The organism is Rhizobium sp. SL86 (assembly GCF_026672545.1).
Classification (GTDB): domain Bacteria; phylum Pseudomonadota; class Alphaproteobacteria; order Rhizobiales; family Rhizobiaceae; genus Neorhizobium.
On sequence record NZ_JAPPRJ010000009.1, the window covers coordinates 210,386 to 237,248 of the forward strand.

Consider the following 26,863-nt stretch of genomic DNA (forward strand, 5'->3'; position numbering starts at 1 on the left):
AACGACAACCGCGCCGGGCAAATGCCGGCGCGGCGGGAGGTTTGACGGTTCGGATCACTCTGCCGGTTTGGCGACGTCCGGCTTGTCGTTGCGGGTCGCCCAGAGCGAGCCGAAAATACCGGCGGCCAGGATACCAAGCGTGATCGTCAGCGACACCACCGGCGGGATCTTTGCCAGACCCAGCATGTCGGCCAGGAAGATCTTCGAGCCGATGAAGATCAGGACGACCGACAGAGCGTATTTCAGGTAGGCGAAGCGGTGGATCAGCGCCGAGAGCGCAAAGTATAGCGCACGCAGGCCGAGGATCGCGAAGATGTTCGAGGTGTAGACGATATAGGGGTCTGTCGTGATCGCAAAGATTGCCGGGATCGAATCGACGGCGAAGATCACGTCCGCCAGTTCCACCATCACCAGCGCCAGGAAAAGCGGCGTGATGAACGTCTTCAGCCTGCCGCTTTTCTCGTCGGTTTCGCGTACCAGGAATTTTTCGCCACGCAGGCCATCGGTCACCGGCAGCTTCTTGCGCAGAAATTTGAGGACCGGGTTGGCTGCGACGTCATATTCCTGGTCTGCCGTCAGCAGCATCTTGATGCCGGTAATGATCAGGAAGGCTGCGAAGAGATAGAGTACCCAGCTGTAGTTCTCGACGATCGCCGCACCGGCCGCAATCATGATGCCGCGCAGCACGATCACGCCGAGAATGCCCCACAGCAGCACGCGGTGCTGGTAGGCGCGCGGAATGGAGAAGTAGGTGAAGATCATCGCGATGACGAAGATATTGTCCATCGCGAGGCTTTTTTCGACGACAAAGCCGGTCAGATATTCCAGACCGGCCTGCTCGCCGCTCTGGAACCAGATCCAGCCGCCGAAGGCGAGGCCAAGCGCGATGTAGAAGGCGGAAAGCGCAAAACTCTCCTTGATGCCGATTTCGCGGCTATCCTTGTGGAGAACGCCGAGATCCAGCGCGAGAAGAAGAAGAACGACGGCAACGAAGGTCAGCCACATCCAGACGGGCTTACCCATGAGATCGACAAAAAGAAAATCCATGACGGTTTTCCGATGCCGGATCAAAGTTGATGGGAATAGCACCGACATCACGGTCGATCCGGCGATACACGTCAGAGGGGCCCGGTGCTGGTCGCAGAATTGGGAGCCCGCGCCTTGACGTTCAAGAGACCAGATGAACAAATTTTAATGTGGACGACATCCTCTTGCCGATGCGACAGAGAGCCATCCCGGCAGCTTCGGCAGGTCCAATGCCGCGCCGATGTTGACAATTCCATGACTTCCCCCTAAAGACCGCGCCAACGCCGGGTGGAAACGCCCGGTGTTTCATTTGACATGTCCCGTGGTTGTCTCCGGACGCTCCGTGAGAAACCTGTCAGAGGCACCGCAAAACGGAGCCTCTTAGGAGGGCGTGTTTCCTTGATCCGGTTTGGCAACAAACCGGTTGAAACCTATGAAGGGAAATACGATGAGCAAGCGCGCGTCGTCCAAGTACAAAATCGATCGCCGTATGGGCGAAAACATCTGGGGTCGTCCGAAGTCCCCGGTCAACCGTCGTGAATACGGCCCGGGCCAGCACGGCCAGCGCCGCAAGGGCAAGCTCTCCGACTTCGGCGTGCAGCTGCGCGCCAAGCAGAAGCTGAAGGGCTATTACGGCGATATCCGCGAGAAGCAGTTCCGCGCGATCTACGACGAAGCCAACCGCCGTAAGGGCGACACCGGCGAAAACCTGATCGGTCTGCTCGAATCGCGCCTCGACGCGATCGTCTACCGCGCCAAGTTCGTGCCGACCGTCTGGGCTGCTCGTCAGTTCGTCAACCACGGCCACGTCACCGTCAACGGCGTTCGCGTCAACATCGGTTCGTACCGCTGCAAGGCTGGCGACGTGATCGAAGTGCGCCAGAAGTCCAAGCAGCTCGTCACCGTTCTCGAAGCCGTTCAGCTCGCTGAGCGTGACGTTCCGGACTACATCGACGCCGACCACAACAAGATGGTTGCCACCTACGTTCGCGTTCCGACCCTGTCGGACGTGCCGTACCCGGTCATCATGGAACCGAACCTGGTCGTCGAATTCTATTCGCGTTGATCTGGTCGGGTTAATCCGGTTTACGAAAAAGGCGGCCTCCGAGCCGCCTTTTTTATGTCCGGTATGTTTACCGCCAGAGGGACGCACGTCCCCCCAAGTGGGCCGCCTCAGTTCGAGGCGGCTTTTTTCTTGGGTTCGGCAACGGGAAGAGGCTCGACGGATGCGGTCGCGGCATCGGTGGATTGTGCGGTCGCTACCGGCGCTTCCTTCGGCCCTTCACCCATGCGGTTCCAGGCGTCGAGACCGGCGATCTTGTAGGCTTCGGCGAGCGTCGGGTAGTTGAAGGTGTTTTCGACGAAATATTCGACCGTGCCCTTCAGGTTGAGAACCGCCTGGCCGATATGCACGAGTTCGGTTGCGCCTTCGCCAACGATGTGAACGCCAAGCAGCCGGCGTGTCTTCAGCGAGAAGATCATCTTCAGGAGACCGGTATCGAGACCCATGATATGGCCGCGCGAGGTCTCGCGGAAATGTGCGATCCCCGTCTCGTAGGGGATACCCCGCTGGATGACCTCTTCTTCCGTCAGGCCGCAGGTGGAAATTTCCGGCACCGCATAGATGCCATAGGGGAAATATTGCGGCGGTTCGCTGGCCGGTGCACCCACGGCGTGGCGGGCGGCGATACGGCCCTGTTCCATCGAAGTGGAGGCAAGGCTCGGGAAACCGACCACGTCGCCCGCAGCATAGATATGCGGCACAGCCGTCTGGAACGTCTCCGGGTCGACCTTCAGCCGGCCACGGCTATCGGCTTCCAGTCCGGCAGCGGAGAGGTTCAGCGTATCGGTCGCGCCGACGCGGCCGGCGGCAAACAGCACCATTTCCGCCTGCAGCGCACGGCCGCTCTTCAGCGTCACACGGCATTTACCGGTTCCGTCCTCACGGACAACGGTTTCCACCGTCTGGCCGAAGATCAGCTTCATGTTGCGGTCGCGCAGTTGATAGGCAAAATCCTGCACGATCTCCTTGTCGATGAAATCGAGCATCGTGTCGCGCGGTTCGACGACGGTGACCTGCGTGTCGAGCGCGCTGAAGATCGTTGCATATTCGATGCCGATAACGCCGGCGCCGACGACGATGAGCGAACGCGGAACCTGCTTGATCTCCAGAAGCTCGTCGCTGTCGAGGATGGCGTCACCATCAAAGGGAATATGGGCGGGGCGATAAGGACGGGTACCGACGGCGAGCAGCACCGAGGCCGTCGTGACGCGCAGCGTCTCGCCGTCGCTCTTTTCGATCTCCAGCGTATGTGGATCGATGAAGTGCGCCCGGCCGCGCATCTGCTGCACCCGGTTGCGGGCAAACTGGTGCTCCAGCACCTCCACCTCGTGGTCGAGCGTGATCAGCAGGCGGCGGCGCAGGTCGTCGGCGCTGATATCCTGCTTGACGCGGTAGGAGCGACCGTAGAAGCCGCGCTCACGCCAGCCGGTGAGGTTCAGCGCCGTCTCGCGCAGTGTCTTCGAGGGGATCGTGCCGGTATGAACCGAGACGCCGCCGACGCGCCGGCCCTGCTCGACGACCAGAACCTTCTTTTCGAGCTTGGCTGCCTGAATGGCCGCACGTCGCCCCGCCGGGCCGCTGCCGATGACGATCAGATCATATTGGTACATGGAGTGTGCCTCGTCTTGGGAAGAGAGAAGTCTATTGCAGCGCAACAATAGAGGATGGTCAAATCATAACGTCGATTCCTGACCAATTTCCTGTCAGCCCGCGACGTTCCCAAAATTTTGACGCTGCGGCGCAACACGGGGGGCGGACCTGCGATCTTCCTGACGCGGAAGCGGGCAATACGTCATCGCCGAACGGTCCTCGCGAGCCCGAGCGCATAGCTCTCGATCAAGTGCGCCTTTACCCGCTCGAACCAATCCGTTGGCAGCTGTCCAATAACGCAGGTACCCCGTGCTGTCGGCAAGGTGGACAGGTGTTCGGCGGGGCGAATGTCCGGACCGGGCCACGAGAAGATATTGAGTTCATCCGTATAGATCCAGGACAGCTCGTCATCCAGACCAAGATGTCGTTTCAGCTTGGAGGGGACTTCTATCGCACGTTGGCCTGGTCGTGGGGGCGTGTGTGAAATTCCCAAGACATAAGCGACTGGAGTGGGTCCGATATCGCCTCTGGCGAGCACGACGGCGGCGGGATACGTCTTTTCCCCATCTTCGCGGGTGCCGAGCTTCGAGTGCCAGAGATACTCATAGGCAATCAGGTGACCGACAGGAGGCGCGACAGGGACCTTCACCTGTCACCCTTCTAGCCTACAGGCTTGTTGTCATGATCCGGGAGATCGTCGAGCGTATAGGGCTGTTCGCTCTCCACTTTCGACCTTACGATCATTTCGATTTCAGCTTCAGTCAGAGATTCCGCGGGGAGTGTCCGCCTGTACGACGCCCACATGGCCTTAAAGAGCGTGGCCGAGACAAGGAATGCAGACGTCCGTCCGTATTTGGTGATCTCGACGGGCTCCTGAAACGCGCGATCATGCCATTCACCGAAATTCTTCTGGATCTCTGAAGCTGGCACCGACGCCATAAGCACATCTCCGCTTTTATCCACATGTTACGTAACATAAGGCATCCGTCAAGAGCGTGCCTCTCTTGGGCTTGCTTCAGACGCTTGCCGGCCGCTCCGTCAGATCAGCCGCAGGCCCTTGAGGCTCGCATGTCCATCCTTGCCGATGATGATGTGGTCGTGGACGGTGATGCCGAGCGGTTTGGCCGTATCGACGATGGTCTTCGTCATGTCGATATCGGCGCGCGAGGGTGTCGGATCGCCACTTGGATGGTTGTGGACCAGGATGATGGCGGTGGCCGAGAGTTCGAGGGCGCGGCGCACCACTTCGCGTGGATAGACCGGCGTGTGATCGACAGTCCCGCGGCCCTGCACTTCGTCGGCAATCAATACATTGCGCTTGTCGAGAAAGAGGATGCGGAACTGCTCGCGCGCCTCGTATGCCATGGCGGCATGGCAGTAATCGATGACTGCGGACCAGGACGACAGCACCTGTTTTTCGCGCAACTCGCTTTTCAGGATGCGCTGTCCGACGCTCGCGATCAGCTTGATGTCGAGCGCCACCGTTTCGCCGATACCGTTGACCTCCTGCAGCAGCGCAAGAGGGGCGCCGAACACGCCGGCCAGATTACCGAAACGTTCGATCAGCGCCTTGGCGATCGGTTTGGTGTCCTTGCGCGGGATGAGCCGGAACAGGAGCAGTTCCAGCACCTCGTAATCGGCAAGCGCCGTGTCGCCATGCTCGCGATAACGTGTCCGCAGACGGTCGCGATGGCCGTGGTAATGCGCGATCGGCTCCACCGTTTTGCCGGTGGTGCCGTTCTTTTTCAAGCTGGCGGGTTTTGCCGCCTGTTCGGAAAAGAAACCGCGCTCATCGGCAAACAGTTCTCCCGGGTTCTCCGACTCGTCCTGCATGCTCTGCTGATGGGTCGGGGGAACCGGAGAGGACATGGATCATCCCTTGAGTGGAGGAAGTCCTGGACGGTCGAGGCCGCCCGGGGAAAGCGTGAAGATTTCGCAGCCATCGGCCGTCACGCCGACTGCATGTTCGTATTGCGCCGACAACGACCGATCCCGCGTCACCGCCGTCCACCCATCCGCCAGCACTTTCACATGCGGTTTGCCGAGGTTGATCATCGGCTCGATGGTGAAGATCATGCCCTCTTTCAGCTCCGGACCTTCATCGGCGCGGCCATAATGCAGGATGTTCGGGCTGTCGTGGAACAGCTGGCCGACGCCGTGGCCGCAGAAATCGCGCACCACCGAGCAACGCTCCGCCTCCGCATAGGTCTGGATCGCCTGGCCAATCGCGCCGGTGCGCACGCCGGGTCTCACGACGGAGATGCCGCGCATCAGACACTCATAGGTGACTTCCATCAGGCGCTCGGCCGCCCGCTTCACCGGACCGACCGGATACATGCGGCTCGAATCGCCGTGCCATCCGTCGAGGATATAGGTCACGTCGATATTGACGATGTCTCCCTCGCGCAGAGGCTTGTCATCCGGCATGCCGTGGCAAACGACGTGATTGATCGAGGTGCAGACGGAATATTTGTAGCCGCGATAGTTCAGCGTTGCCGGCAGCGCGCCATTGTCCATGCCGAATTCGAAGACGAAACGGTCGATGGCATTCGTCGTCACGCCGGGTTTGACGATCGCCGCCAATTCATCCAGGCAGCGTGCGGTCAGCTGGCAGGCCGCATGCATGCCGGCGAAATCGGTCTTCGTGTCGTAGAGCCGGATTGCTCCCGTGTTCTTTTTGGGCGCGGATGCGGCCTCGATATAGGTCACCATGGAATTCTGCTTTCGTGCTTAGTCTGCCGAGTTTTAAACAGCAGCGTCGCCTTCGTCTATCGGGATTGGCCGGCTTGGCGAAATTCCCTGCGGCGTGATGCGGCAGGCAATCGCAAAGGCCTCGACGCCGCGAGCCCGCGCCCGTCGGAAAGCGGCGCCGTAGATGGGGTCCAACTCCTCGCAGATCCTGAGCACATCACAGTCGTCGCGCTGGATCACATAGAGCATTGCGGCCCGAAAGCCGGTTTCCACCATGTCGCCCAGCTCGTCGAGATGTTTGGCACCCCGCGCCGTGACCGAATCGGGAAATTCCGCGAGTTTCGCCGTCCGCGTGAAGTGGACATTCTTCACCTCGATATAGGCGGACGGCCGGGCCTGATCCAGAAGCAGGATATCGATCCGGGAATTGGCACCGTAACGTTGTTCGCGCTTCAACGTGTCGTAGCCGGACAGGCTTTCGATCATGCCGGTGCGGATGGCCTCCTCCGCCAGCCGGTTCGGCATTCCGGTATTGATGCCGACGAGCGTGCCGTCCGCCTCGACCAGTTCCAGCATGTGGCGGAATTTTCGCGTCGGGCTGTCGTGTTGCGAAAGCCATATGCGCGAACCGGGTGCCGTCAGCCCGCGCATCGAGCCGGTATTCGGGCACGAGCCGGTGATCGGCGTGCCGTCCTCCAGGACAGCGTCGAACAGGAAACGTTTGTAACGGCTGATGAGCCGGGCCGGCACGAGGGGCGGATCAAACTGCATGCGAGTGCGATCAGCTGCGGACCATGACATAGGTGCCCGGCGCATCGCAGAGCGGCTCCAGCTCGCCGCCGCCGACCGGGCGGGCCGGCACGCGCTTGCCGTTTTGTGCCTCCATCCAGCCCTGCCAGTGCGGCCACCAGGAACCGGGTGTCTCCTTGGCATCCTTCACCCAGTCTGCAAGCTCGCCTGCGACAGGTCCGTTCGTCCAGTACTGGTATTTATGTTTGTCGGGCGGATTGACGACGCCGGCGATATGGCCCGAGCCGCTCAGCACGAAGGTCACGTCGCCGCCATAGAACTGGCAGCCGCGGAAGACCGAGCGGGCAGGGGCGATGTGATCCTCTTTTGTCGCCAAGCTGTAGATCGGGATTTTTACGTCCGCGAGCGAGATCGGTTTGCCGAACAGCGTCATCTCGCCGGCGGTGAGGCGGTTCTCGAGATAGCAGTTGCGCAGGTAAAAGGCATGGTTGGCCGCCGTCATCCGCGTCGAATCGGAGTTCCAGTAGAGCAGGTCGAAGGCCGTCGGCTCCTGGCCCTTCAGGTAGTTGCTCACGACATAGGGCCAGATGAGTTCGGAGGCGCGCAGCATGTTGAAGGCGCTCGCCATCTTCGAGCCGGCGAGGTAGCCGGTCATGTTCATCTGCCGTTCCAGCGCCTCGATCTGCTCCTCATCGACGAAAACGAGCAGTTCGCCGGCGTAGCGGAAATCCACCTGCGTGGTGAAGAAGGTAACGGACTGGATGGCCTTGTTGCGCGTCTTGGCGTGATAGGCGAGTGCCGCCGACAGCAAGGTGCCACCGACGCAGTAGCCGATCGCGTTGACTTCTGCTTCGCCGGTCGCCGTTTCGATCGTCTTCAGCGCAAAATCGATGCCGTCGCGGATGTAGTCCTCCCAGGAAGCGCGGGCGAGGCTTTCGTCCGGATTGACCCAGGAAATCACGAAGACAGTGTGCCCCTGGTCCACGCACCACTTGATGTAGCTTTTCTGCGGGCCGAGATCGAGAATGTAGAACTTGTTGATCCACGGCGGGACGATCAGCAGCGGCCGCTTGAACACCGTCTCCGTCGTGGGGCTGTATTGGATCACCTCGCAGATCGGGCTGCGGGCAACGACCTTGCCGGGTGTGATCGCGACGTTGACGCCGAGTTCGAACTTTGTCGTATCGGTCTGGCGCACGCGCCATTCGCCGCGGCCGGCGGCGACGTCTTCGGCAAGGATGCGCATGCCCTCGACGAGATTGGTGCCGTTGCTTGCCACTGTCTGCCGGTAGACCTCCGGGTTGGTGAGGGCAAAATTGGCGGGCGACAACGCCGACGTCATCTGCTTGACGTAGAAGGCAGCCTTCTGGCGCGTATGGTCGTCCAGCCCTTCGGACCGCTCGACGAGCTTTTCCGCCCAGGTGGCGGTGACGAGATAGACCTGCCGCAGGAAGGCAAAGAACGGGTTGCGGCGCCAGTCGTCGTCGGCGAATCGCTTGTCCTTCGGCAGGTCGTCGGGGTCGTCGACATTGGTGTCGCCGGCCAGCCGGTGCAGCGTGTTCATCCAGATGCCCATATAGGACGCCATCAGCAGGCTTTGGGCCTCCAGAGTCCGCTGCGGTTCCGACATCCAGTATTCGATGACCTTGGACAGTGTCTTGACCATGTCGGTCAGGGGATCGATGGCATCGATGATCTCGCCCCGTTCCCGGGGCCCAAGCCATTCGGATGCGGCCTTGCCGAGATTTTCGGCAGCCTTGGCGATATTGACGGCCAGCGTCTGCGGATCTTTGACCACGTAGGCTTCAAACACCTTGGGATCAAAGCCCGTGGAGTCTGCGCCCGCATGGCTCGACTGACCTTTGCCGTCCATGTATGTTCCGCTCCCTGAAAGCCGGGTGCAACCGACCGATGCTTGTTTTGGTTTTTACATTGTGCCTGAAAAAGAATAGAAGTTCCAGCGATGAAGGCCGAGCGCGGCTCATTCGAAAGTCAAGGGTAGGATTGCGAAATGCTAAAACGAGCGCAGCATAAAGCGGGTTGGCCGATGGTAATCTGCGCGCTTGGCATCACGGTTCTGCTGTCGGGATGTTCAGGCACCAGTTCCATGTTTGCGCTGGACGACGGCATTCCGAACACCGCGCCGCCCGCCGTCATCGTCGGTCCGCGCACCGTCGCGCGCCCGGAAGCTCTGACAAAGCTTGATACCGGAACCTATCCGAGCCTCGGCAAGCCGCTTACGGCGGCCAACACGCAGATCGGCGATCAGGAATACACGACGCGGGAGGCGCAGCTTTCCGCGCTTGCCTCTGCCCGCGCGAGCGGCGCCATCACCGAAGCGGAGTACCAGCGCCGCATCGACGGACTTCGCCGGCTCGCCAACGATCATGCCGCCGAAGCCGAACGGCAGATCACCAATTAGCCCTTGCCTTCCTGCGGTTTTGGTCGCAAAGCAACGGCGTGACGGAGCCTCCGGATGCGCTCCGTTTTTGCTCTCAATGCCCCATGAGGTTCGTGATGGAAGAGTTTCATAAGGTCCGCAGGCTGCCGCCGTACGTCTTCGAACAGGTCAACCGTTTGAAGGCCAGTGCACGAGCGGCCGGCGCGGACATTATCGATCTCGGCATGGGCAATCCGGATCTTCCCACCAACAAGTTCATCGTCGACAAGCTGGTGGAAACCGTTCAGCGGCCGGACACGCATGGTTATTCCTCCTCGAAGGGCATTCCGGGCCTGCGCCGCGCACAGGCGGCCTATTATGCCCGCCGCTTTGGCGTGAAGCTCAACCCCGACACGCAGGTCGTGGCAACGCTGGGCTCCAAGGAAGGTTTTGCCAACATGGCGCAGGCGATCACTGCGCCGGGCGACGTGGTGCTCTGCCCCAATCCGTCCTATCCGATCCATGCCTTCGGTTTCCTGATGGTCGGCGGTGTGATCCGTTCGATTCCCGTCGAGCCGAACGAGGAGTTCTTCCGCGCGCTCGAGCGGGCTGTCGCCCATTCGATCCCGAAGCCGATCGCGATGATCCTCTGCTATCCGTCCAACCCGACGGCGACCGTGGTCGAACTCGAATTTTACGCGGAGGTCGTCGCCTTCGCCAAGAAGCACGGCATCTTCGTCCTTTCGGACCTGGCCTATTCGGAAATCTATTTCGACGGCAAACCGACGCCCTCCATCCTTCAGGTTCCGGGTGCAATGGATGTGGCGGTTGAATTCACCTCGATGTCGAAGACCTTCTCCATGGCCGGCTGGCGCATGGGCTTTGCGGTCGGCAATGATCGGCTGATCTCGGCGCTGACGCGGGTCAAGTCCTATCTCGACTACGGCGCCTTCACGCCGATCCAGGTTGCGGCGACGGCAGCCCTCAACGATCCGGACATCGAGCAGCATATCGATGAGGTGCGCCAGACCTACAAACGCCGCCGCGACGTGATGGTGGAGAGTTTTGGCCGTGCCGGCTGGGACATCCCGCCGCCGGCGGCATCGATGTTTGCCTGGGTGCCGGTGCCGGAAAAGTTCCGTCCGCTCGGTTCGCTCGAATTTTCCAAGCTGCTCATTGAAAAGGCGGATGTCGCCGTCGCGCCGGGCATCGGTTTTGGCGAACATGGCGATGACTATGTGCGCATCGCGCTCGTCGAGAATGAACACCGCATCCGCCAGGCGGCCCGCAATATCAAGCGTTTCCTCGGCACGGCGGACGACACGCTTCACAACGTCATTTCATTGAACGCCCATCGCTGATTTTCACTGACGCAACGGACGGCGTTCTGCCGTCCGATCTTTATCGACAGGAATGGACACTATGGCAGACGCCCTCAAAATCGGTATTGCGGGTCTGGGCACCGTTGGCGCTTCTCTGGCGCGCATCCTCACCACGCGGGCAAACGAACTTGCGGTGACCTGCGGTCGTGCCATCGAGATTACCGCCGTCACGGCACGCGACCGGACGAAGGACCGCGGTGTCGACCTCTCCCGTATGGCCTGGTTCGATACGGCGGAAGAGATGGCGGAAAAGGCCGATATCGACGTCTTCGTGGAACTGATGGGTGGCGCCGAGGGATCGGCAGACCGGTCGGTGCGCGCGGCGCTGGCGCGTGGGCTGCATGTGGTGACGGCCAACAAGGCGTTGCTTGCCCGCTGCGGCGTGGAACTGGCGCGGATTGCCGAAGACAAGGGTGTGCTGCTGAACTTCGAGGCAGCGGTGGCCGGCGGCATTCCGGTCATTAAGGCGCTGCGGGAATCGCTGACCGGCAATTCGGTCAGCCGCGTCTATGGCATCATGAACGGCACCTGCAACTACATCCTGACCCGGATGGAGAAGGAGGGGCTGACCTTCGAGGCCTGCCTGAAGGAAGCGCAGCGCCTCGGTTATGCCGAGGCCGATCCGACCTTCGACATCGAGGGCAATGATACGGCTCACAAGCTCGCGATCCTGACGACGCTCGCTTTCGGCACGGAAATCGCGGCCGACGAGATCTACCTGGAGGGCATCTCCAACATCTCGATCGAGGATATTCATGCGGCTGCCGATCTCGGTTACCGTATCAAGCTTTTGGGCGTCGCGCAGCGCACCGAAAGCGGCATCGAGCAGCGCGTGCATCCCACCATGGTGCCGCATGATTCGGTCATCGCTCAGGTCGATGGCGTCACCAATGCGGTGGCGATCGAATCCGACATTCTGGGCGAACTTCTGATGGTCGGCCCCGGTGCCGGCGGCAATGCCACGGCATCGGCCGTGCTGGGCGATATCGCCGACATCGCCAAGAGCCAGCCGGGCGCACAGCGCGTTCCTGTGCTCGGAACACCGGCTGCGCGGCTGGAACCCTATCGCAAGGCGCAGATGCAGAGCCACGAGGGCGGCTATTTCATCCGCCTCACGGTCCTGGACCGTGCCGGCGTTTTCGCAAGCGTCGCGACCCAGATGGCACAGAACGGCATCTCGCTGGAATCCATCGTGCAGCGCGCCAATGGCGGCGCCTCCAGCGACGCGAAGACGATCATCCTGGTGACGCATGCCACGATGGAGGATTCCGTGCGCAAGGCGGTCGACGGCATCAAGGCCGGCAATTATCTGTCCGGCGAACCGCAGGTCATCCGTATCGAGCGCCCGAAGGCCCTCTGAGCCGCGTCCAGTCGCTGTTGGTCTGAAAAGCCGTCCATTTCGGGCGGCTTTTTGCTGCTCTGGTGCGAACAGGGATTCGGGTCTACACTGTGGTCTCTCTTCACGAAGCGAGGGAGGCGCCAAGTGACGACGATCATTCCATTCAGGCAGAAGGGGCCCAGTGGCCTGCCGGTGCCGACCATAGATCCGGATGACATCCGGCCGCTGTCGCAGCGCGGAGCAGATGGCGAGACGACCGACGAACAGCTGGAGAGCGAGATCGAACGCCATTGGGGTGTCGCGATCGCTTTGGCATCCTGGCCGTTATGCCTCGGCGCATCCGTGGTGCTGGCGGCGCTCTGACCGTTGATTCAGGACCTGTTCCCCTTGGGCTTTTGATGCGGGTGCGTTAGAAGCGGTCAGATCTTGCGACCAAAGAGCTTCATGACCGAACCGGTTGATCCAGTCCCGCGTGCCTTCCTCGGTGTCGAACACTCCGTCAGCGGACAACGCTGGGTGTCCCGTCTGGACCAGGCGGGCCAGAACCGCGCGCTCGCCATGGCGCAGGTGCACGGACTTCCCGAGCTGATCGCGCGCGTTTTGGCCGGCCGTGGTGTTGGCGTCGATGAAGCGCCAGCCTTTCTGGATCCCACCATCCGCTCGCTGATGCCGGAACCCTTCACGCTGACCGATTGCGAGACGGCGGCGAACCGCCTGGCCGACGCGATCCAGCGCCGGGAGAAGGTGGCGATCTTCGGTGACTACGATGTGGACGGCGCCTCGGCCTCGGCACTGCTGTGGCGGTTTCTGGCCCACTTCGGCATCTCGGCTGAGATCTACATTCCCGACCGGATTTTCGAGGGCTACGGACCGAACCCGGCGGCCATCCGTCAGTTGATTGCCGGCGGCGCTCAGCTGATCGTTACCGTCGATTGCGGCTCGACCAGTCAAGAGTCACTGGCAGCGGCGGCTGAGGAGCGGTGCGACGTGGTTGTGATCGATCACCACCAGATGGGGCCGGACCTGCCGCCCTGTGTGGCGCTGGTCAATCCGAACCGCCAGGACGACCTGTCGGGGCAGGGGCATCTTTGCGCCGCGGGTGTTGTCTTCATGGTGCTGGTGGCGACTGCACGGTTGATGCGCGAGCGCGGAGATCCGCGCGCTGCCTCACTTGATCTGCTGCGGCATCTCGATCTTGTGGCGCTCGCCACCGTCTGCGATGTCGTGCCGCTGAAGGGTTTGAACCGTGCCTATGTGGTGAAGGGGCTGCTGGCCGCCCGCCACATGGGCAATGCGGGTCTTGCCGCGCTGTTCCGCAAGACGGGACTCGGCGGGCCGGTGACGCCTTATCATCTGGGTTTCCTGATCGGACCACGAATCAATGCCGGCGGTCGGATCGGCGACGCGGCGCTCGGCAGCCGTCTTCTGACGCTGGACGATGCGCCGCAGGCCGACGAGATCGCCGCCCGGCTCGACGACCTCAACCGCGAACGCCAGGCGATGGAAGCGGCCATGCTGGCCGAGGCGGAGGCGGAAGTGGTGGCCGAATATGGCGACGGCGAAAACGCCAGCGTCATTGTCACTGCCAGCAATGCCTGGCATCCGGGTATTGTCGGCCTGATTGCCGCCCGTCTGAAGGAAAAGTTCAAGCGCCCGGCCTTTGCCATCGCTTTCGATGCCTCCGGCAAGGGCGCCGGCTCCGGTCGTTCTATCCCCGGTTTTGATATGGGCAAGATGGTGCGTGGTGCCGTCGAGGCGGGGCTGCTGATCAAGGGCGGTGGCCATGCCATGGCGGCCGGCCTGACGGTAGAGCGGGAGAAGCTCGGCGCGCTGCGCGCCCACTTCGAATCGATTGCCACGGCACAAGTGCCGTCTCTGGTGGCAAATCACGTGCTGAAGATCGATGGCGCGCTCGCCGCCTCCGGCGCGACGCTCGCTCTTTTTGACCAGCTGGAACAGGCGGGCCCTTATGGTTCGGGCCACAGCCAGCCAATCTTTGCCATCCCCGCCCACCGGATCGTCGATTCGCGGTTGATCGGCACCTCACACGTCAAGGCGACCCTGCAGGCGATGGACGGCACGCGGCTGGAGGCGATTGCGTTTAGAGCCGGCGACACGCCGCTCGGTCAGTTGCTTCTCTCCTCCCGCGGCCAGCAATTGCACCTGGCAGGGTGCCTCAGCGCCGATCACTGGCAGGGAAGTCGCCGTATGCAACTGCGCATCCTGGATGCCGCCAAGTCGATCTAAACGACCGCGTCATGATCACACGACCAAACGCAGTGCTATACCCAGGCGACGCTTGCTGACCTGTTGCGACGATCGTTTTTTAAGGGGAGAGGGTGGCACGCCCTAGGGGAGTCGAACCCCTCTTTTCAGAATGAAAATCTGACGTCCTAACCGATAGACGAAGGGCGCGTGCCGTGGCGCCCTTATAGGGGCGAGCGCTTTGTCATGCAAGCGTCAAAATGACATTTGGATGACCAATTTTGCAGATTTTTTCGCGCCCGTGTGACGATGGGAATCGGCAATCAATCATCGACCAAAGGCGACACTAAGCTTCTGAATTATGAGGAGAATATCGGAGAGAGGTGGCACGCCCTAGGGGAGTCGAACCCCTCTTTTCAGAATGAAAATCTGACGTCCTAACCGATAGACGAAGGGCGCGTGTGGGCGCCCTTATACGCGCAGATTTTCGCGATGCAAGGGGAAAAATGAGGGAGGTCGCAGAAATCTGAAACGCGCCGAAAAATCCGCCGCAATACAAGCATGAGGACGGCGAAAAGCAATCGACCCTTGCCGTTTAGGTTCGGTATTTCAATGATTTGGGAGAGGGGCGGGTGGCACGCCCTAGGGGAGTCGAACCCCTCTTTTCAGAATGAAAATCTGACGTCCTAACCGATAGACGAAGGGCGCGTGCCGTGGCGCCCTTATAGGGAGGAGGTTTGGGCAGCGCAAGCGTCTTTTTCGCGTTCCTCGAATTTTTTCGATGCCTGGCCGCAACTGTGGATGAGTGCCTATTTCTCCACCTTTTCAAGTGCTTACCGGATATTCCGGTGCGTCATCATCTACCAGAGCCCGTCATTGCCGGCGCCAGCGGGTGCGGGGACCGGGGCTGGTGCGGTGCGGGCGCTGAAGACGCTGCCGGACATCGGATTGATGCCGCGCGCCGGCACATAGGCGGGCACGCTGCCATCGGCCGTTGCCTGCGTGTTGGCATTGGCAAGCGCGAAGATGCTGTTCTGGTAGGCGTGGACGCCGGTCGGCTGATTGACGACCTCGCCCAGATTGTTGGCTGCCGTCTGTTGGATCGGCTGGCTCGTTTGCGCCGGCTGGCTGGGGTGGGTGGGCGTCGATGGTGCGCGCGCCATCACCGGCTGCGAAGGCGGCACCGTGCCACCCGGTGGTGTGTGCAGCGGCAACTCGCGACGTCCGGGTTTGGCCTTGCCGGCCGAGGCCAGCATCGGATCAACATAAAGCCGTGTCGCCGGTTTGGCGGCAGCGGTTTGCGTTTCTGGCTTTGTTACGGGTTCGGCGGGATCGGCCTTCGCCACGGCGGTCTCGGCTTTCGGCGCATCCGTTTTGCTCAGGAGAGAAAGGCTGCAGCCGGACAGCGACGTTGTGGCAACGAGAAGGGCAGGCGCAAGCCACCTGCTGCAGGCTGGAAAAGAGAACTTTGTGGTCGAGCTGTTCGCCATGGCATCCGTCCATTGGACTGTCGTTTGAGACAAGGATGCCGCATGAAGCCTGCGTCAGGCTGGGGAGGTGGTGTTCCGGCGCCGCGAAAGCCTGGCGCCGGAATAAATTCGGCGAGTGTTACCAGCTGCCGGTGTTCGGCATGGAAACCCAAGGTTCTGCGGGCGCCAGCGCCGGACCCTTTTGCAGGAGTTCGATTGAGATGCCATCGGGCGATTTAACGAAGGCCATGTTGCCGTCGCGGGGCGGGCGGTTGATCGTGACGCCCTTGTCCATCAGCTGCTGGCAGAAGTCGTAGATATTATCGACCTCATAAGCGAGATGGCCGAAATTGCGGCCGCCGTTATAGTCTTCCGTGTCCCAGTTATAGGTGAGTTCGAGCAACGGCGCTTTCGCATTGGTGCCGGCCTCGACATCCTCGGATGCGGCGAGAAAGATCAGCGTAAAGCGGCCTTTTTCGTTTTCGATGCGGCGGACTTCGGTGAGGCCGAAAATGCGGGTGTAAAAATCGAGCGATGCATCGAGGTCCTTGATCCGGACCATGGTGTGCAGGTAACGCATGGGTCGCAATCCTCCAAAAAGCATGAATCCGCGGGCTTTGCCGAGGATCGGTTGGATATGCGGCACTGGCCAGCTTCAGGCAAGCAGCAAGCGCTAGAAAGGGTGGGATAAAGCGTGGGCGGGGGCTTGCGCTGGACGAACGGCGCGATGTTAACATATCTTATAAGAATCAGTTAACCGTGCCACCGTGACGCGTAATCCAGGGGCAGACAGAATGGCGGACAGAATGTCATCGAAGGGCGTTGCGAGTTTCGAGGAACTTGCGGGCGAGCCGGTTGAGCTGACCGAGATCACCGGCGTGGTGAAGTGGTTCGATGTGGCCAAGGGATTTGGTTTCATCGTCCCCGACAACGGAATGCAGGATGTGCTGCTGCATGTTTCCTGCCTCAGGCGCGACGGTTATCAGACGATCCTCGAGGGAACGCGCATCGTGGCGCTCATCCAGCGACGCGACCGAGGTTACCAGGCCTTCCGTATTCTTTCGATGGATCAGTCGACCGCGGTGCATCCGTCACAAATGCCGCCGGTGCGCACCCATGTGCAGGTCACCCCGACGAGCGGTCTCGAACGCGCGCTGGTCAAGTGGTTCAACCGCACCAAGGGTTTTGGTTTCCTGACCCGCGGCGAGGGCACCGAGGACATCTTTATCCACATGGAAACGCTTCGTCGGTTCGGTTTGACGGAGCTTCGCCCGGGCCAGGTGGTGCTGGTGCGCTTCGGGCCCGGCGAAAAGGGCCTGATGGCGGCGGAAATCCACCCCGATGGGCCGGTGGCCCTGCCGCGGGCGCATTGATCATGGTTTTGCCGCGGCTGAAACTTGTCCTGAGCGCCGTTCTGGCGCTCTTTCTGTTTGCCGGACTGCTGGTCGGGGCGGGGGCTGCGGCTGATGTCACCTTCTCCAAACAACCGCTGGTGATCGAAACCGCCAGCGGCCAGCGCCATGTTTTTACGGTTGAACTTGCGCTCGATTCGCCGCAGCGCCAGCAGGGGCTGATGTACCGCAAGGAGATGGCACCGGACGCCGGCATGCTGTTCGATTTCGAGGCGCCGCGCGAAGTGACGATGTGGATGCGCAACACGCTGATCCCGCTCGACATGCTGTTCATCGATTCCGAGGGCCGTATCACCCATATCCATGAAGGGGCAGTACCTTTGTCGGAAACGGTGATCTCGTCGCGCGGGCCGGTGGATTTCGTGCTCGAACTGAATGCGGGCGAGGTGAAGAAGCGTGGGATCGCTGTGGGCGACCTGGTGAGAAGCGCTGAGATCGGCAACGCCCCGTGAGGCGCTTAACCTCTTCTTGAAAGAGTGATTTTAGAGTTGCGGCCAAGGGGCGAAGCGTGTATCTCGCTTTTCATCGTTGGAACGGAGTGTAGCGCAGTCTGGTAGCGCATCTGGTTTGGGACCAGAGGGTCGGGAGTTCGAATCTCTCCACTCCGACCATCGCCGCCGATCAGGTGCTGGGGCTTGCTTCCCACCTCGATCGTCCGGTCAGGCGATCCGGAGACGGACCTGGCGGGGATCGGCAGCGGATACAGGCACCGCCGCCGTGCTGATGAGCCTGTAGCGCGCAAGGGAGCGTTGACTGAAATGACCGCGAAGATTTATCGTCCTGCAAAGACCGCCATGCAATCCGGCAAGGCCAAGACCCATCTTTGGGTGCTTGAATTCGATCAGGAAGAGCCGCGGCGCATCGACCCCATTCTCGGTTACACCTCGTCCTCGGACATGAAACAGCAGGTGTGCCTGACTTTCGATACGCAGGAACTGGCGCAAGCCTATGCCGAGCGCAACGGTATCGATTACCGCGTCATTCCGCCGAAGGAAGCCAAGCGCCAGACGGTGTCCTATTCCGACAATTTCCGGTTCAACCGCACCCAGCCCTGGACCCATTGATCCCGAGCCTGAGGCTCGCGATGAAAGACGGCCCCTTAGCTCAACTGGATAGAGCAACTGCCTTCTAAGCAGTAGGTCGCAGGTTCGAGTCCTGCAGGGGTCGCCACAAATTCGATTGTCCGGCCAGGAGAGATGGGCGACACCTCGTACAGGAGACATAGGTAACAACCTCGTGCCGAACGGGTTCTCGATGGTGTGCTAAATCTCCCCTACCTCTATCCATCACCGCGCTGATGTCGGAGTTCTTCCGATCTCCATGGAACCACAGCTTTGCTGCCGCAGTTCGACTGCTGTCATGGTCACAGCATTGGACACGTCATGGACGCTCGAGAGAAGCAGCCGGAACCGCCGAAGCGAAAGCTTTTGGGCAGTACATTGATCCTCGTCGGGGTCTGCGGCGCGGTGGCAATCCTGGGCATCTTTATTGGCATCATCGTGGTCTACGGGGGTATCAACGCCGTTCAAGGTGGGTGATGCCGCCGGCCGCTCGCCTGCCATTTGGCCGGAGGGATAAGATCGACAGTCTTCATTGCCGAAAAAAACGCCGCATCAAATCATGGGGCGCCAACGTTGACAGCAACGTGCAGACCTGAATCGTTGATCGGCGTGACGTGCCAAATACAACAGTTTGTCACATCCTTCATCGAGCGGTGAATGCGTCCTTGATACTTCGATACTTCGAGAGATTGTATATTCGTATGTAATAAAAGCCTCGCGTAAGCAACGTGTTTTACGCATGACGCTCCATGGGGGCGCGATCATGCCGAAATCGATGTTTGCCGATACCATTTGCTTGGAGCGCTACGTGGCGCGCGGGGTGCCGGACAATGTCGACCAGGATCGATGGCTCGCGACGGTTGCTCTTTGCAGCCTTGTCGCAACGGGCGTGCTGCTTGGAAGCAAGGGGACGGCGACGGCTCAGTCCGTGGTCGTGATGAAGAACGTCAATGGTGGTGATGTTGTTCTGAACAACCAGCAAGACGTGACCCTACCTTCCAACGCGACGCAATCCGCCGGAACCTCGGGCCTCGTTCAAGGCGAAAGTCTCGGACATGATTGGAAATTGCTAGGAAGAGTAACGAACGGCGGTGCGGTCACCATCACCAACAGCGGGCGCCTTCTCAGCAACGTGCCGCAGACAGGTGGACTTTCGGCGCTCAGTCGGGGCGGAGAAGGGGCGATCTTGCCGACGAACAGCGGGGCGATCGCTCTCAGTCTCGGGGGAAGCGCCGGGGCCGTCACCGTCTATAATTCAGGGTCGATCACCACCACGGGCGCTTCTGCTGCTGGCATCAGTGCATCAAGCGTGGGCGGTACTGGCGGCGATGGCTTCAGGACCGATTTGGAGAACTGGCCACCCTTGAAGTCCGGCGGACCCGTCAGCATCGTGATGCAGCGCGATGCCGCCCAAACCGCACCGGTGATCTCCACCGGCGGCGACAACGCGGCCGGTATTCGAGCGCTCAGCGCAGGTGGCGGTGATCTGGCAGAATATCAGCGCAGAACCGGCCGCATACAGGCCGTGTCGGGCGGCAACGCCGCGGGCGCCAGCGTCGATCTGGGCAGCGCTGTGGTCAGCACGAGCGGTTCCCAGTCACCGGGTGTTCTTGCCCAAAGTATCGGCGGCGCATCCGGTCGTTCGCTGGAGGGCAAAGCGGGTCAGCATGGCGGCGATGGATCCTCGATCAGCCTCAGCGGCGACGCGGCGAGTTCCGTCACCACGCAAGGCACCCAATCAGATGCTCTCCTGTTGCAATCCTTCGGGGGAAGCGGTGGCAATGGTTCGTCCGCCACGGGTCATGTTGCCGTCGGCGGTGATGGCGGGCGAGGTGGTTCGGGAGGTTCCGTCACCGTAAACTTCCGGGGGGCGCTGCGAACCTATGCCGACCATGCCCTGGGCCTTATGGTGCAGAGCATCGGCGGCGGCGGTGGTCGGGGTGGAAATGCAACGGCGGAGGGATTGTTTTCGGCCGTCGCTATCGGCGGCGCCGGCGGCGATGGCGGCCGAGCCGGTGCCCTTGATCTCGCCTTCGGCAACATCACGACGGCCGGTCGCTTTTCGCATGGCGTGAATGCGCAGAGCATCGGCGGCGGTGGTGGCCATGGGGGTTCGGCAACTGCGCGAGCGACCTCCCCGATCTTTTCCTCCAGCGTCGCCATTGGCGGCAGTGGGGGAGAGGGTGGCGATGCGGGTACGATCAACTTGACCTCCACCGGCAATGTGCAGACGTCGGGCACGCATTCCTTCGGCCTCTTTGCCTCGAGCATTGGCGGCGGCGGCGGCACGGGCGGTTCCGCCGCCACCGTCTCGGCGGCAGCCGGACCGGTCTCGCTCACCTCCGCGGTCTCCGTTGGTGGCAAGGGCGGCAAGGGCGGCAAGGGCGCGCGTGTCACGATCAGCCAGGAAAGCGGAACGGCCGTCACGACAAGCGGCGATTTTTCAAGCGCCGTGGTGGGACATTCGATCGGCGGCGGTGGCGGGACGGGTGGCGATGCCCGCAGCATATCGGTGGGGGTGTCGAACGGTGCCGGCTCGATTTCAGTGTCTGTCGCGGCGGGCGGTTCCGGCGGCGAGGGCAATGGCGGCGGCGAGGTATCGGTCACCACCAGCGGCATCGTTTCCACCCGCGGCAGCTTCGCCAATGGGATCGAAGCCCTGAGCGTTGGCGGCGGGGGCGGTACCGGTGGCAGTGCTACGGCGATATCCGGTGCCGTGTCCTCCGGTATTGCCGTGCCGATTTCCGTTTCGGTTGGCGGCAGCGGCGGCAAGGGCGGCAACAGTTCGTCGACGTCGATCGTCGTGGAACGGACTTCATCGGTGGTGACGGCCGGAGACCACGCGACGGGGGTGCTCTCCCAGAGCATCGGCGGCGGCGGCGGCAATGCAGGCTCCGCCGTGTCGCTATCGGGCGCGATCTCCGAGGGACGATCCATCAGTCTCAGTGCCGCGATCGGAGGAAGCGGCGGCAGTGGCGGCAGCAGCGGTTATGCGGGCGCGAATGTCTACGGCCGCGTGACGACCGCCGGTTCGTTTTCCAACGCCATTCTTGTGCAGAGCATCGGCGGCGGGGGTGGTAAGGGTGGCAGTTCGCTGAGCATCGCTGCCGGTGCCTCAACGAGCGGCAGCACGCCGCTCAGTACCTCGGTCGGCGGGACGGGGGGCGCTGGCGGAAATGCGGCAGGCGCCATTGTATCGACCTCTCCATCATCCATCCTGGCGACAACCGGAGACCATTCCATTGCCGTCCTGGCGCAGAGCATCGGCGGTGGCGGCGGCTCGGGCGGCACCGCCCTGTCCGGCACGCTCAGCCTCGGGGAGGTCAACAAGCCGAGCGCTTCGGTTGCCATCGGGGGCTCAGGCGGCAGTGGCGGGCAGGGGAGCCTGGTTCAGGCTGAACTGGGCGGTCTGCTCATAACCGACGGTGTTCTCGCCCATGGCGTTCTCGCTCAATCGATTGGCGGCGGCGGTGGCTTTGGTGGCAATTCCGTCTCAGCCGCACTCTCGGCCGCGGCCAGCGAAAAGGCCTCGAAGAATATAGCGCTTTCGATTGCAGGCGCAGGAGGAGCCGGTGGCGCAAGTGGCCCGGTGAGGGTCACGAACAGTGGCAATCTTCAGACACTCGGTACGGGTTCGAATGGCATCATCGCCCAGTCTATCGGCGGAAGCGGGGGCTACGGCGGCAACGCCCTGGCAGTCACGGCGTCCGTGCGTCCGGCCTCGGAAGGCACCGGCAAACTGTCTGACGGACGCACCGTCACGCTCTCCATCGGTGGAAACGGAGGGAATGGCGGCAATGGCGGGACGGTACAGGTCATCAACACCGGATCCGTGCAGACTACAGGGCAGACGGGCACAGGGATCTTTGCCCAGTCCGTCGCTGGCGGCGGCGGTGCTGCAGGACACGCCACATCAATCTATCTCTCGGCTGAAAAGAAGACGACCTTCAGCAGCCAGGACGGACAACTGACGACCAAGGATCTCAGCAAGCTCATCTTGACCTCGGGCGGTGTGAATGGCGGTTTCGGGATTGGCGGTGATGTCCGCGTGCAAGCGGACAGCGGCTCTGTCCGAACAGAGGGGGATGGTGCAATCGGCATCCTCGCACAATCAGTCAGCGGCGGCGGCGGCACCAGTGCGCTCGCCGATCCGATTCACCACGTTAGTTCGATCTTTTTTGGAACCCAGGGAAGCTCGCCCTACAATCATGCCGGGCAGGCGACTGTCGCCAATTGGGGCGAAGTTAGCACAAAGGGCATGTTCTCGTCGGCCATCGTGGCGCAGAGCATCGGCGGTGGCGGCGGTGCCCATCTGTCCGTGCAAAACCGTCGCAGCGAGTTGCTGGGCGCAAACGCGCTGGCAAGCGATACCGGCTCCGTTCATCTCGGCGCTTTGAACGGCAATGGCAGCGGAAATCCCGTCACCATCACCTCGGGTGGTGCATTGAGCACCACCGGCGACTTTGCCCTCGGCATTCTGGGGCAGTCGATTGGCGGCGGCGGTGGCCTCGTCACGCTCGACAACGACGCCTCGACGACACTGGTTGATTTCGGCGGCAGTTGGGACCGGGTCAACCGCTCTGATGCCGTCACTATCGTCAATGGCGGACAAATAACGACGCGCGGCAAGGGCGCGATTGCGGTGCTTGCGCAGTCCGTCGGCGGCGGTGGTGGCCTCGTACAGGCGGACAGTCCGATCACCTATGCCGAGACGCCCATCACGATCATCGCCAACAAGGAGGATCGGGACCGCTATAGCTGGACCTACGGGTTGTCGGATCCGTTTCACCACGCAGAGCGGCTTCTCAATTTCGGCGGCGACATTCGTGTGACATTGACTCCAATGAGCGACATCCGGACCTATGGCGATGGAGCCGCCGCAATCTATGCCCAGTCCATTGCCGGGCCGGGCGGCCTGGTGCAGATGCCGGACGGCAGCCTGTTGTCGAAGACGTACAATCGGGGCGACCGGGCAGGCAATGTCACGATCAACGCGGATGGCCGGGTGGAGACGCATGGCAATCAGGCGCCCGGCATTCATGCCGCGATGCTCGATGGCGACTATTCGTGGCGGCGCGAACAATCGCATCGTCAGATGTCGGTGAATGTCGTCGGCAGCGTGAATACCTTTGGTGCAGCTTCGCACGGCATCGTGGCGGAACTGTCCGGCAATGCATCTCTGTCGGAAAAACAGACAGCGGTGGATATCGCCGTCGCGCCCGGCGCGACTATCGCGGTGTCAGGACAAGGGTCGGATGCGATCCGCATCACCAATGCAACGCCCTCTCATATCGCGACCACCACCATCACCAATGCAGGGATGGTGTCGAGCAGAAGCGGCTTTGCCGTCGTCAGTGATCAGAAGACAAGCGTGGTCAATTCCGGAACCTTGACCGGCTCGATCAAGGCGTCAGGCCCGGTCTGGGCCTTTAAGGGCGATATGCGCGGTATTTCCGTGACCAATACGGCGAGTGGTTCGATGCTGTCCGGCTCGGCGATCGATCTCGGCGTCGATAACCTCGCGGCGGCGACCCTGCCCGATTACGGTCGCCTGCAGAATTTCGGCCTTCTGTCGCCGGGCGGGCGGGGTGTGCTCCAGGTCACGAACCTGCAAGGCGTCTATGTTGGTGCTTCCGGCTCGACGCTTGAAGTCGATCTCGATATGCGCGGCGGCGGATCCGACCGGCTGGAGGCAAGCAGCACAGTTCATTTGGGTGGAGCAGTGCGTCCGCGATTGACCTCGTTTGGTCCCACGCGACACTTCAGTGTCGTCCAGGCGCCCGCGTTGTTCGGGATGGCAATGAATGCGACTGCTCTCGATACGCCGGTTGTTGATTATTCTCTGAACGTTCGCGAACGGGGCTTCGGAGCGGCGGACGCCGTCGTTGCGGTCAACAGCGTGAACTTCGATGCAGCAGGTCTTTCCGATCATGATGCCGCCACCGGAGCCTGGCTCAACCGGCGTCTGGCAAGCGATGATACGGATGCTGACATGGTGACACTCGCCAATGCAGAGAACCTGGCAGATTATGAGAACCTGCTCGATTCCTACGCCAGCGAGCACGCGACGCAACAGGTCGCCGGACTGCGCGCGTCGGCATCAGGTTTCCAGTCGGGCATGCTCAGCTGTGGCCAGATCGGTGCAGGCAGCACCGCAATCGACGAAGGCGAGTGTGCCTGGGGCAAAGTCTCTTCCCGCTGGTTGGAGTATGGTGGCGGGTATTCCGGTGACGGTCGCGATGACCATTCCGTCCTGATGTCACTCGGAAGCCAGTATATCGTCGATGATCACTGGCGGGTGGGTTTTGCAGCGGGCTATGAAACGCTGACATCACAGGCCAGGCTTGCGCAATCTCAGACGGAAACTGCGCATGTCGGTGCCATTGCCAAATATGTGGAAGGCCATGCGCTGTTCGCCGTCGGTCTATCCTATGGTCATGGCTGGACGGACTCCAGCCGCTCGATCCCCCTGTCTCCGGGCCTCACCGCACGCGCCAGCCACGATACCGACTGGGTACAGGCCCGCTTCCGGGCAGCCTATCTTCTGCCCGCGGGCTCGCTCTATCTCAAGCCCAGTGTGGATCTGGACATCAACTACATCCGCAGCGGCGGCTACGGGGAAAGCGGCGCGCCGGGATACAATCTGGATGTCGGTTCCTACGATGACGTTATGGTCTCTGTGGCGCCGGGCATCGAAATTGGCACTGACCTGACCCTGTCCGAAAGCCTGCAGATGCGCGCTTTTGTATTCGGTGGGACTCAACACAGCACGGATACGCAGGTCTCGAACGAGGTGAAATTTTCACCGGCTTCCGACCGCTACACACGATGGTTCGAGACCGACAAGTGGGTTGCCAACTTCGGTGCAGGCGTCAGTCTGTTTTCGGATGACCGGGTTTCCCTGGATCTGCGCTACGATGGGACCTACGGAGATAACGTCCGGTCCCACGCGATCACGGCCAAGCTGAGGATCGACTTCTAATAATGGGCGTCACGAGGTGACGTTGGATCAAGGATATTGCTCCCGACGTCGGCCTGTTCTGCATTTCCGGATCTTCTCAGATATCCGGATCACGAAAAGGGCGAGCCGGCCGAGAGCCCTTTTTCATTTAACATTTTCAAAAAACGCAGCCGCGCAAGCAACGTGACCAAGATCAGGCCGGCGCACCGATGGCCTCTTACCAGCCCCCGGTCTGGCGCCAGTATACCAGAACGATCACGATACCGGCCATGGTCATCAGACGCGAGACCAAACGGCCTGAAGCGACAGTTCCTGAAGAGCGAATGATGGTGTCGAGGAAGGAAGGAGCCGTTTTTCTGTCGAAAGATCTGTTCGTCATGGATCGAAGTTTCCTTGTTTCCTGGCTCAATGCTGGCTTTCGATCAACGCCAAACGAAGAACGACTAAAAAACGATCGGTTGCGGCAACAGCCTGTAAGGCAATGCGGGTGGAAGGACAGCGCTCGTGCATCTTTTCGTTTCTCCCTAATCAAAGCCTAATCAATGGGCAAACGGAACGTCATGCAACCCCAATTAGGACGACTTCAGATAAGGTAAGGGGGAGATGACAAGTTCGTTTTTTGCTGTTGCAGGAATGCGACTGTGTGTTTTAGGTAACCCTAATTTCATTGCTGAATCAGATAGTGGTACTATAACGTACAAATTATATGCTCTATCTTGTGCCTGAATTGCGATCGGCGAGGAGGATCGTTCTGTCGGCGGCAACGGCGAAACGGGAGGCAAGAGACGATGTGGAAATGGCATGTTTGCAAAATTCACGCTTCTGCGCTGGGTGATTCTGATGACGGTTGCGATGCCGGTGCAGCCTGCAGGCGCCAGTGACGGTCTGCTGATCTGGACCCCGACGAAGACCTCTGACACCAGCTATAACGCGCGCCTTGGCCTGCGCGTTCCAGGCTGGTCGCTTGCAGCTGCCGGCGTTGATGTGGGTGTGACGTCGTCGGGGAAGGGCGGGCCGGTGGAGGTGCCGGTCAAACTTTGGGGGCGCATTACCGCGCAATCGGAACAGACGCCCGCCCAGATCCTGCTGCGCGAAATCAATATTCGCGCCAATGTCGAAACGGGGGACGCCGTCGCAGAGATGCGCGTGCGTGACGTGGAGATCGTTTCGTCCGATTTTGATCTCGAAATGAACCGCAACATCACCATCCATTACGACAATGCCGGAGAGGCTTGGGACGGCGTGGAGGTCCACCAGGCGGTCAGATGGTCCGATCCGGTTGACGGTGTCTCGCTGACGGCGAGGCTCGGAGCGCTCGACAGCTTCAAGCGCATCGGCGCCGGCATCACCGTCGAACAGAAGCTCGCAGACGACCTCAGCCTGTCGGCGCGGATCGGCAAGGCAGCCGGCGCCGATCTGACGGCGGGTGTCAGGGCGCATTATTCCGTCACCTGGTAGCCGGGACACACAAAAAAGAGCGCCCCTTTTGGGAGCGCTCTAATTTTCGCAGGCATGGAAAGCCTCGAAGGCTCGC

General features: G+C 61.2%; 23 protein-coding genes and 5 tRNA genes. 14 read left to right on the plus strand and 14 right to left on the minus strand.

The window, feature by feature from the left end:
• Positions 1-54: 54 nt before the first annotated feature.
• Positions 55-1,047 (minus strand): TerC family protein, encoded by a 993-nt coding sequence (locus OU993_RS24260; RefSeq protein ID WP_268161493.1) that lies wholly within the window; start codon positions 1,045-1,047, stop codon positions 55-57.
• Between the two features lie 427 nt (positions 1,048-1,474).
• Between OU993_RS24260 and rpsD the strand changes: the two genes are divergently transcribed.
• The gene (gene rpsD, locus OU993_RS24265) at positions 1,475-2,092 is read left to right on the plus strand and encodes a 30S ribosomal protein S4 (protein WP_268161494.1); all 618 of its coding nucleotides are present in this window, start codon (positions 1,475-1,477) and stop codon (positions 2,090-2,092) included.
• A 107-nt stretch (positions 2,093-2,199) separates the two neighbouring features.
• On the opposite strand, the gene sthA is transcribed toward rpsD, so the two are convergent.
• The 7 genes from sthA to OU993_RS24300 all read right to left on the minus strand — a co-directional run bounded on the left by sthA (position 2,200) and on the right by OU993_RS24300 (position 8,993).
• On the minus strand, positions 2,200-3,699 hold the full coding sequence (gene sthA / locus OU993_RS24270) for a Si-specific NAD(P)(+) transhydrogenase (protein WP_268161495.1): 1,500 nt from the start codon (positions 3,697-3,699) through the stop codon (positions 2,200-2,202).
• Between the two features lie 182 nt (positions 3,700-3,881).
• Positions 3,882-4,328 (minus strand): plasmid maintenance toxin (PemK-like), encoded by a 447-nt coding sequence (locus OU993_RS24275; RefSeq protein ID WP_268161496.1) that lies wholly within the window; start codon positions 4,326-4,328, stop codon positions 3,882-3,884.
• Between the two features lie 11 nt (positions 4,329-4,339).
• A complete protein-coding gene (locus tag OU993_RS24280; protein WP_268161497.1) occupies positions 4,340-4,618 on the minus strand; it encodes a type II toxin-antitoxin system Phd/YefM family antitoxin in 279 nt (92 codons plus the stop codon).
• A gap of 99 nt (positions 4,619-4,717) precedes the next feature.
• Positions 4,718-5,512, minus strand: coding sequence for a RadC family protein (radC, locus tag OU993_RS24285; RefSeq protein WP_326493869.1), 795 nt, complete (start codon positions 5,510-5,512; stop codon positions 4,718-4,720).
• 39 nt (positions 5,513-5,551) lie between these two features.
• Positions 5,552-6,391, minus strand: a complete 840-nt coding sequence (map, locus tag OU993_RS24290) for a type I methionyl aminopeptidase (protein ID WP_268161499.1) — start codon at positions 6,389-6,391, stop codon at positions 5,552-5,554.
• Between the two features lie 33 nt (positions 6,392-6,424).
• Positions 6,425-7,141 carry a DNA/RNA nuclease SfsA gene (gene sfsA, locus OU993_RS24295; protein WP_268161500.1) on the minus strand — a complete coding sequence of 239 codons (717 nt, stop codon included), beginning with the start codon at positions 7,139-7,141 and terminating at the stop codon, positions 6,425-6,427.
• Positions 7,142-7,151: 10 nt separating this feature from the next.
• On the minus strand, positions 7,152-8,993 hold the full coding sequence (locus OU993_RS24300; RefSeq protein ID WP_268161501.1) for a PHA/PHB synthase family protein: 1,842 nt from the start codon (positions 8,991-8,993) through the stop codon (positions 7,152-7,154).
• Between the two features lie 234 nt (positions 8,994-9,227).
• Here OU993_RS24300 and OU993_RS24305 point away from each other — a divergent pair, with 234 nt between their 5' ends.
• The 5 genes from OU993_RS24305 to recJ all read left to right on the plus strand — a co-directional run bounded on the left by OU993_RS24305 (position 9,228) and on the right by recJ (position 14,468).
• The gene (locus tag OU993_RS24305; protein WP_268161502.1) at positions 9,228-9,542 is read left to right on the plus strand and encodes an SHOCT domain-containing protein; all 315 of its coding nucleotides are present in this window, start codon (positions 9,228-9,230) and stop codon (positions 9,540-9,542) included.
• Between the two features lie 95 nt (positions 9,543-9,637).
• Positions 9,638-10,861, plus strand: a complete 1,224-nt coding sequence (locus tag OU993_RS24310) for an LL-diaminopimelate aminotransferase (RefSeq protein ID WP_268161503.1) — start codon at positions 9,638-9,640, stop codon at positions 10,859-10,861.
• Between the two features lie 61 nt (positions 10,862-10,922).
• Positions 10,923-12,242, plus strand: coding sequence for a homoserine dehydrogenase (locus OU993_RS24315; protein ID WP_268161504.1), 1,320 nt, complete (start codon positions 10,923-10,925; stop codon positions 12,240-12,242).
• A gap of 123 nt (positions 12,243-12,365) precedes the next feature.
• Positions 12,366-12,584 carry a hypothetical protein gene (locus OU993_RS24320; protein ID WP_268161505.1) on the plus strand — a complete coding sequence of 73 codons (219 nt, stop codon included), beginning with the start codon at positions 12,366-12,368 and terminating at the stop codon, positions 12,582-12,584.
• A gap of 81 nt (positions 12,585-12,665) precedes the next feature.
• On the plus strand, positions 12,666-14,468 hold the full coding sequence (recJ, locus tag OU993_RS24325; RefSeq protein ID WP_268161506.1) for a single-stranded-DNA-specific exonuclease RecJ: 1,803 nt from the start codon (positions 12,666-12,668) through the stop codon (positions 14,466-14,468).
• A 93-nt stretch (positions 14,469-14,561) separates the two neighbouring features.
• On the opposite strand, the gene OU993_RS24330 is transcribed toward recJ, so the two are convergent.
• The 5 genes from OU993_RS24330 to gloA all read right to left on the minus strand — a co-directional run bounded on the left by OU993_RS24330 (position 14,562) and on the right by gloA (position 16,475).
• A tRNA-Glu gene (locus OU993_RS24330) sits at positions 14,562-14,636 on the minus strand.
• 174 nt (positions 14,637-14,810) lie between these two features.
• A tRNA-Glu gene (locus OU993_RS24335) sits at positions 14,811-14,885 on the minus strand.
• Between the two features lie 174 nt (positions 14,886-15,059).
• Positions 15,060-15,134, minus strand: a tRNA-Glu gene (locus OU993_RS24340).
• 152 nt (positions 15,135-15,286) lie between these two features.
• Positions 15,287-15,916, minus strand: coding sequence for a hypothetical protein (locus OU993_RS24345; protein WP_268161507.1), 630 nt, complete (start codon positions 15,914-15,916; stop codon positions 15,287-15,289).
• A 118-nt stretch (positions 15,917-16,034) separates the two neighbouring features.
• Positions 16,035-16,475 carry a lactoylglutathione lyase gene (gloA, locus tag OU993_RS24350; protein WP_268161508.1) on the minus strand — a complete coding sequence of 147 codons (441 nt, stop codon included), beginning with the start codon at positions 16,473-16,475 and terminating at the stop codon, positions 16,035-16,037.
• 214 nt (positions 16,476-16,689) lie between these two features.
• On the opposite strand from gloA, the gene OU993_RS24355 reads away from it, so the two are divergent.
• From OU993_RS24355 to OU993_RS24385, 7 genes are all read left to right on the plus strand, one after another.
• A complete protein-coding gene (locus tag OU993_RS24355) occupies positions 16,690-17,268 on the plus strand; it encodes a cold-shock protein (RefSeq protein ID WP_268161509.1) in 579 nt (192 codons plus the stop codon).
• A gap of 2 nt (positions 17,269-17,270) precedes the next feature.
• Positions 17,271-17,759 (plus strand): DUF192 domain-containing protein, encoded by a 489-nt coding sequence (locus OU993_RS24360; protein WP_268161510.1) that lies wholly within the window; start codon positions 17,271-17,273, stop codon positions 17,757-17,759.
• An 82-nt stretch (positions 17,760-17,841) separates the two neighbouring features.
• Positions 17,842-17,918, plus strand: a tRNA-Pro gene (locus tag OU993_RS24365).
• A gap of 147 nt (positions 17,919-18,065) precedes the next feature.
• The gene (locus tag OU993_RS24370; RefSeq protein ID WP_268161511.1) at positions 18,066-18,371 is read left to right on the plus strand and encodes an ETC complex I subunit; all 306 of its coding nucleotides are present in this window, start codon (positions 18,066-18,068) and stop codon (positions 18,369-18,371) included.
• Positions 18,372-18,400: 29 nt separating this feature from the next.
• Positions 18,401-18,477: transfer RNA gene (locus tag OU993_RS24375), tRNA-Arg, on the plus strand.
• Positions 18,478-18,689: 212 nt separating this feature from the next.
• A complete protein-coding gene (locus OU993_RS24380; RefSeq protein ID WP_268161512.1) occupies positions 18,690-18,845 on the plus strand; it encodes a hypothetical protein in 156 nt (51 codons plus the stop codon).
• A 262-nt stretch (positions 18,846-19,107) separates the two neighbouring features.
• The gene (locus tag OU993_RS24385) at positions 19,108-25,350 is read left to right on the plus strand and encodes an autotransporter outer membrane beta-barrel domain-containing protein (protein ID WP_268161513.1); all 6,243 of its coding nucleotides are present in this window, start codon (positions 19,108-19,110) and stop codon (positions 25,348-25,350) included.
• Between the two features lie 196 nt (positions 25,351-25,546).
• Here OU993_RS24385 and OU993_RS24390 read toward each other — a convergent pair whose 3' ends face one another.
• The gene (locus tag OU993_RS24390) at positions 25,547-25,708 is read right to left on the minus strand and encodes a hypothetical protein (protein ID WP_268161514.1); all 162 of its coding nucleotides are present in this window, start codon (positions 25,706-25,708) and stop codon (positions 25,547-25,549) included.
• A gap of 422 nt (positions 25,709-26,130) precedes the next feature.
• On the opposite strand from OU993_RS24390, the gene OU993_RS24395 reads away from it, so the two are divergent.
• Entirely contained in the window at positions 26,131-26,787 is a 657-nt protein-coding gene (locus OU993_RS24395) for a hypothetical protein (RefSeq protein WP_268161515.1), read from the plus strand.
• Positions 26,788-26,863 lie beyond the last annotated feature (76 nt).

Excerpts from the sequence above, each read along its gene's own strand:
- sfsA (WP_268161500.1), bottom strand. The coding sequence starts at position 7,141 with ATGCAGTTTGATCCGCCCCTCGTGCCGGCCCGGCTCATCAGCCGTTAC.
- OU993_RS24390 (WP_268161514.1), bottom strand. The coding sequence starts at position 25,708 with ATGACGAACAGATCTTTCGACAGAAAAACGGCTCCTTCCTTCCTCGAC.
- rpsD (WP_268161494.1), top strand. The coding sequence starts at position 1,475 with ATGAGCAAGCGCGCGTCGTCCAAGTACAAAATCGATCGCCGTATGGGC.
- OU993_RS24395 (WP_268161515.1), top strand. The coding sequence starts at position 26,131 with ATGTTTGCAAAATTCACGCTTCTGCGCTGGGTGATTCTGATGACGGTT.
- OU993_RS24310 (WP_268161503.1), top strand. The coding sequence starts at position 9,638 with ATGGAAGAGTTTCATAAGGTCCGCAGGCTGCCGCCGTACGTCTTCGAA.
- OU993_RS24355 (WP_268161509.1), top strand. The coding sequence starts at position 16,690 with ATGGCGGACAGAATGTCATCGAAGGGCGTTGCGAGTTTCGAGGAACTT.
- OU993_RS24360 (WP_268161510.1), top strand. The coding sequence starts at position 17,271 with ATGGTTTTGCCGCGGCTGAAACTTGTCCTGAGCGCCGTTCTGGCGCTC.
- OU993_RS24385 (WP_268161513.1), top strand. The coding sequence starts at position 19,108 with ATGACGCTCCATGGGGGCGCGATCATGCCGAAATCGATGTTTGCCGAT.
- OU993_RS24370 (WP_268161511.1), top strand. The coding sequence starts at position 18,066 with ATGACCGCGAAGATTTATCGTCCTGCAAAGACCGCCATGCAATCCGGC.
- map (WP_268161499.1), bottom strand. The coding sequence starts at position 6,391 with ATGGTGACCTATATCGAGGCCGCATCCGCGCCCAAAAAGAACACGGGA.
- OU993_RS24305 (WP_268161502.1), top strand. The coding sequence starts at position 9,228 with ATGTTTGCGCTGGACGACGGCATTCCGAACACCGCGCCGCCCGCCGTC.
- OU993_RS24380 (WP_268161512.1), top strand. The coding sequence starts at position 18,690 with ATGGACGCTCGAGAGAAGCAGCCGGAACCGCCGAAGCGAAAGCTTTTG.
- OU993_RS24280 (WP_268161497.1), bottom strand. The coding sequence starts at position 4,618 with ATGGCGTCGGTGCCAGCTTCAGAGATCCAGAAGAATTTCGGTGAATGG.
- recJ (WP_268161506.1), top strand. The coding sequence starts at position 12,666 with ATGACCGAACCGGTTGATCCAGTCCCGCGTGCCTTCCTCGGTGTCGAA.
- OU993_RS24315 (WP_268161504.1), top strand. The coding sequence starts at position 10,923 with ATGGCAGACGCCCTCAAAATCGGTATTGCGGGTCTGGGCACCGTTGGC.
- OU993_RS24300 (WP_268161501.1), bottom strand. The coding sequence starts at position 8,993 with ATGGACGGCAAAGGTCAGTCGAGCCATGCGGGCGCAGACTCCACGGGC.
- OU993_RS24345 (WP_268161507.1), bottom strand. The coding sequence starts at position 15,916 with ATGGCGAACAGCTCGACCACAAAGTTCTCTTTTCCAGCCTGCAGCAGG.
- sthA (WP_268161495.1), bottom strand. The coding sequence starts at position 3,699 with ATGTACCAATATGATCTGATCGTCATCGGCAGCGGCCCGGCGGGGCGA.
- gloA (WP_268161508.1), bottom strand. The coding sequence starts at position 16,475 with ATGCGTTACCTGCACACCATGGTCCGGATCAAGGACCTCGATGCATCG.
- radC (WP_326493869.1), bottom strand. The coding sequence starts at position 5,512 with ATGCAGGACGAGTCGGAGAACCCGGGAGAACTGTTTGCCGATGAGCGC.
- OU993_RS24260 (WP_268161493.1), bottom strand. The coding sequence starts at position 1,047 with ATGGATTTTCTTTTTGTCGATCTCATGGGTAAGCCCGTCTGGATGTGG.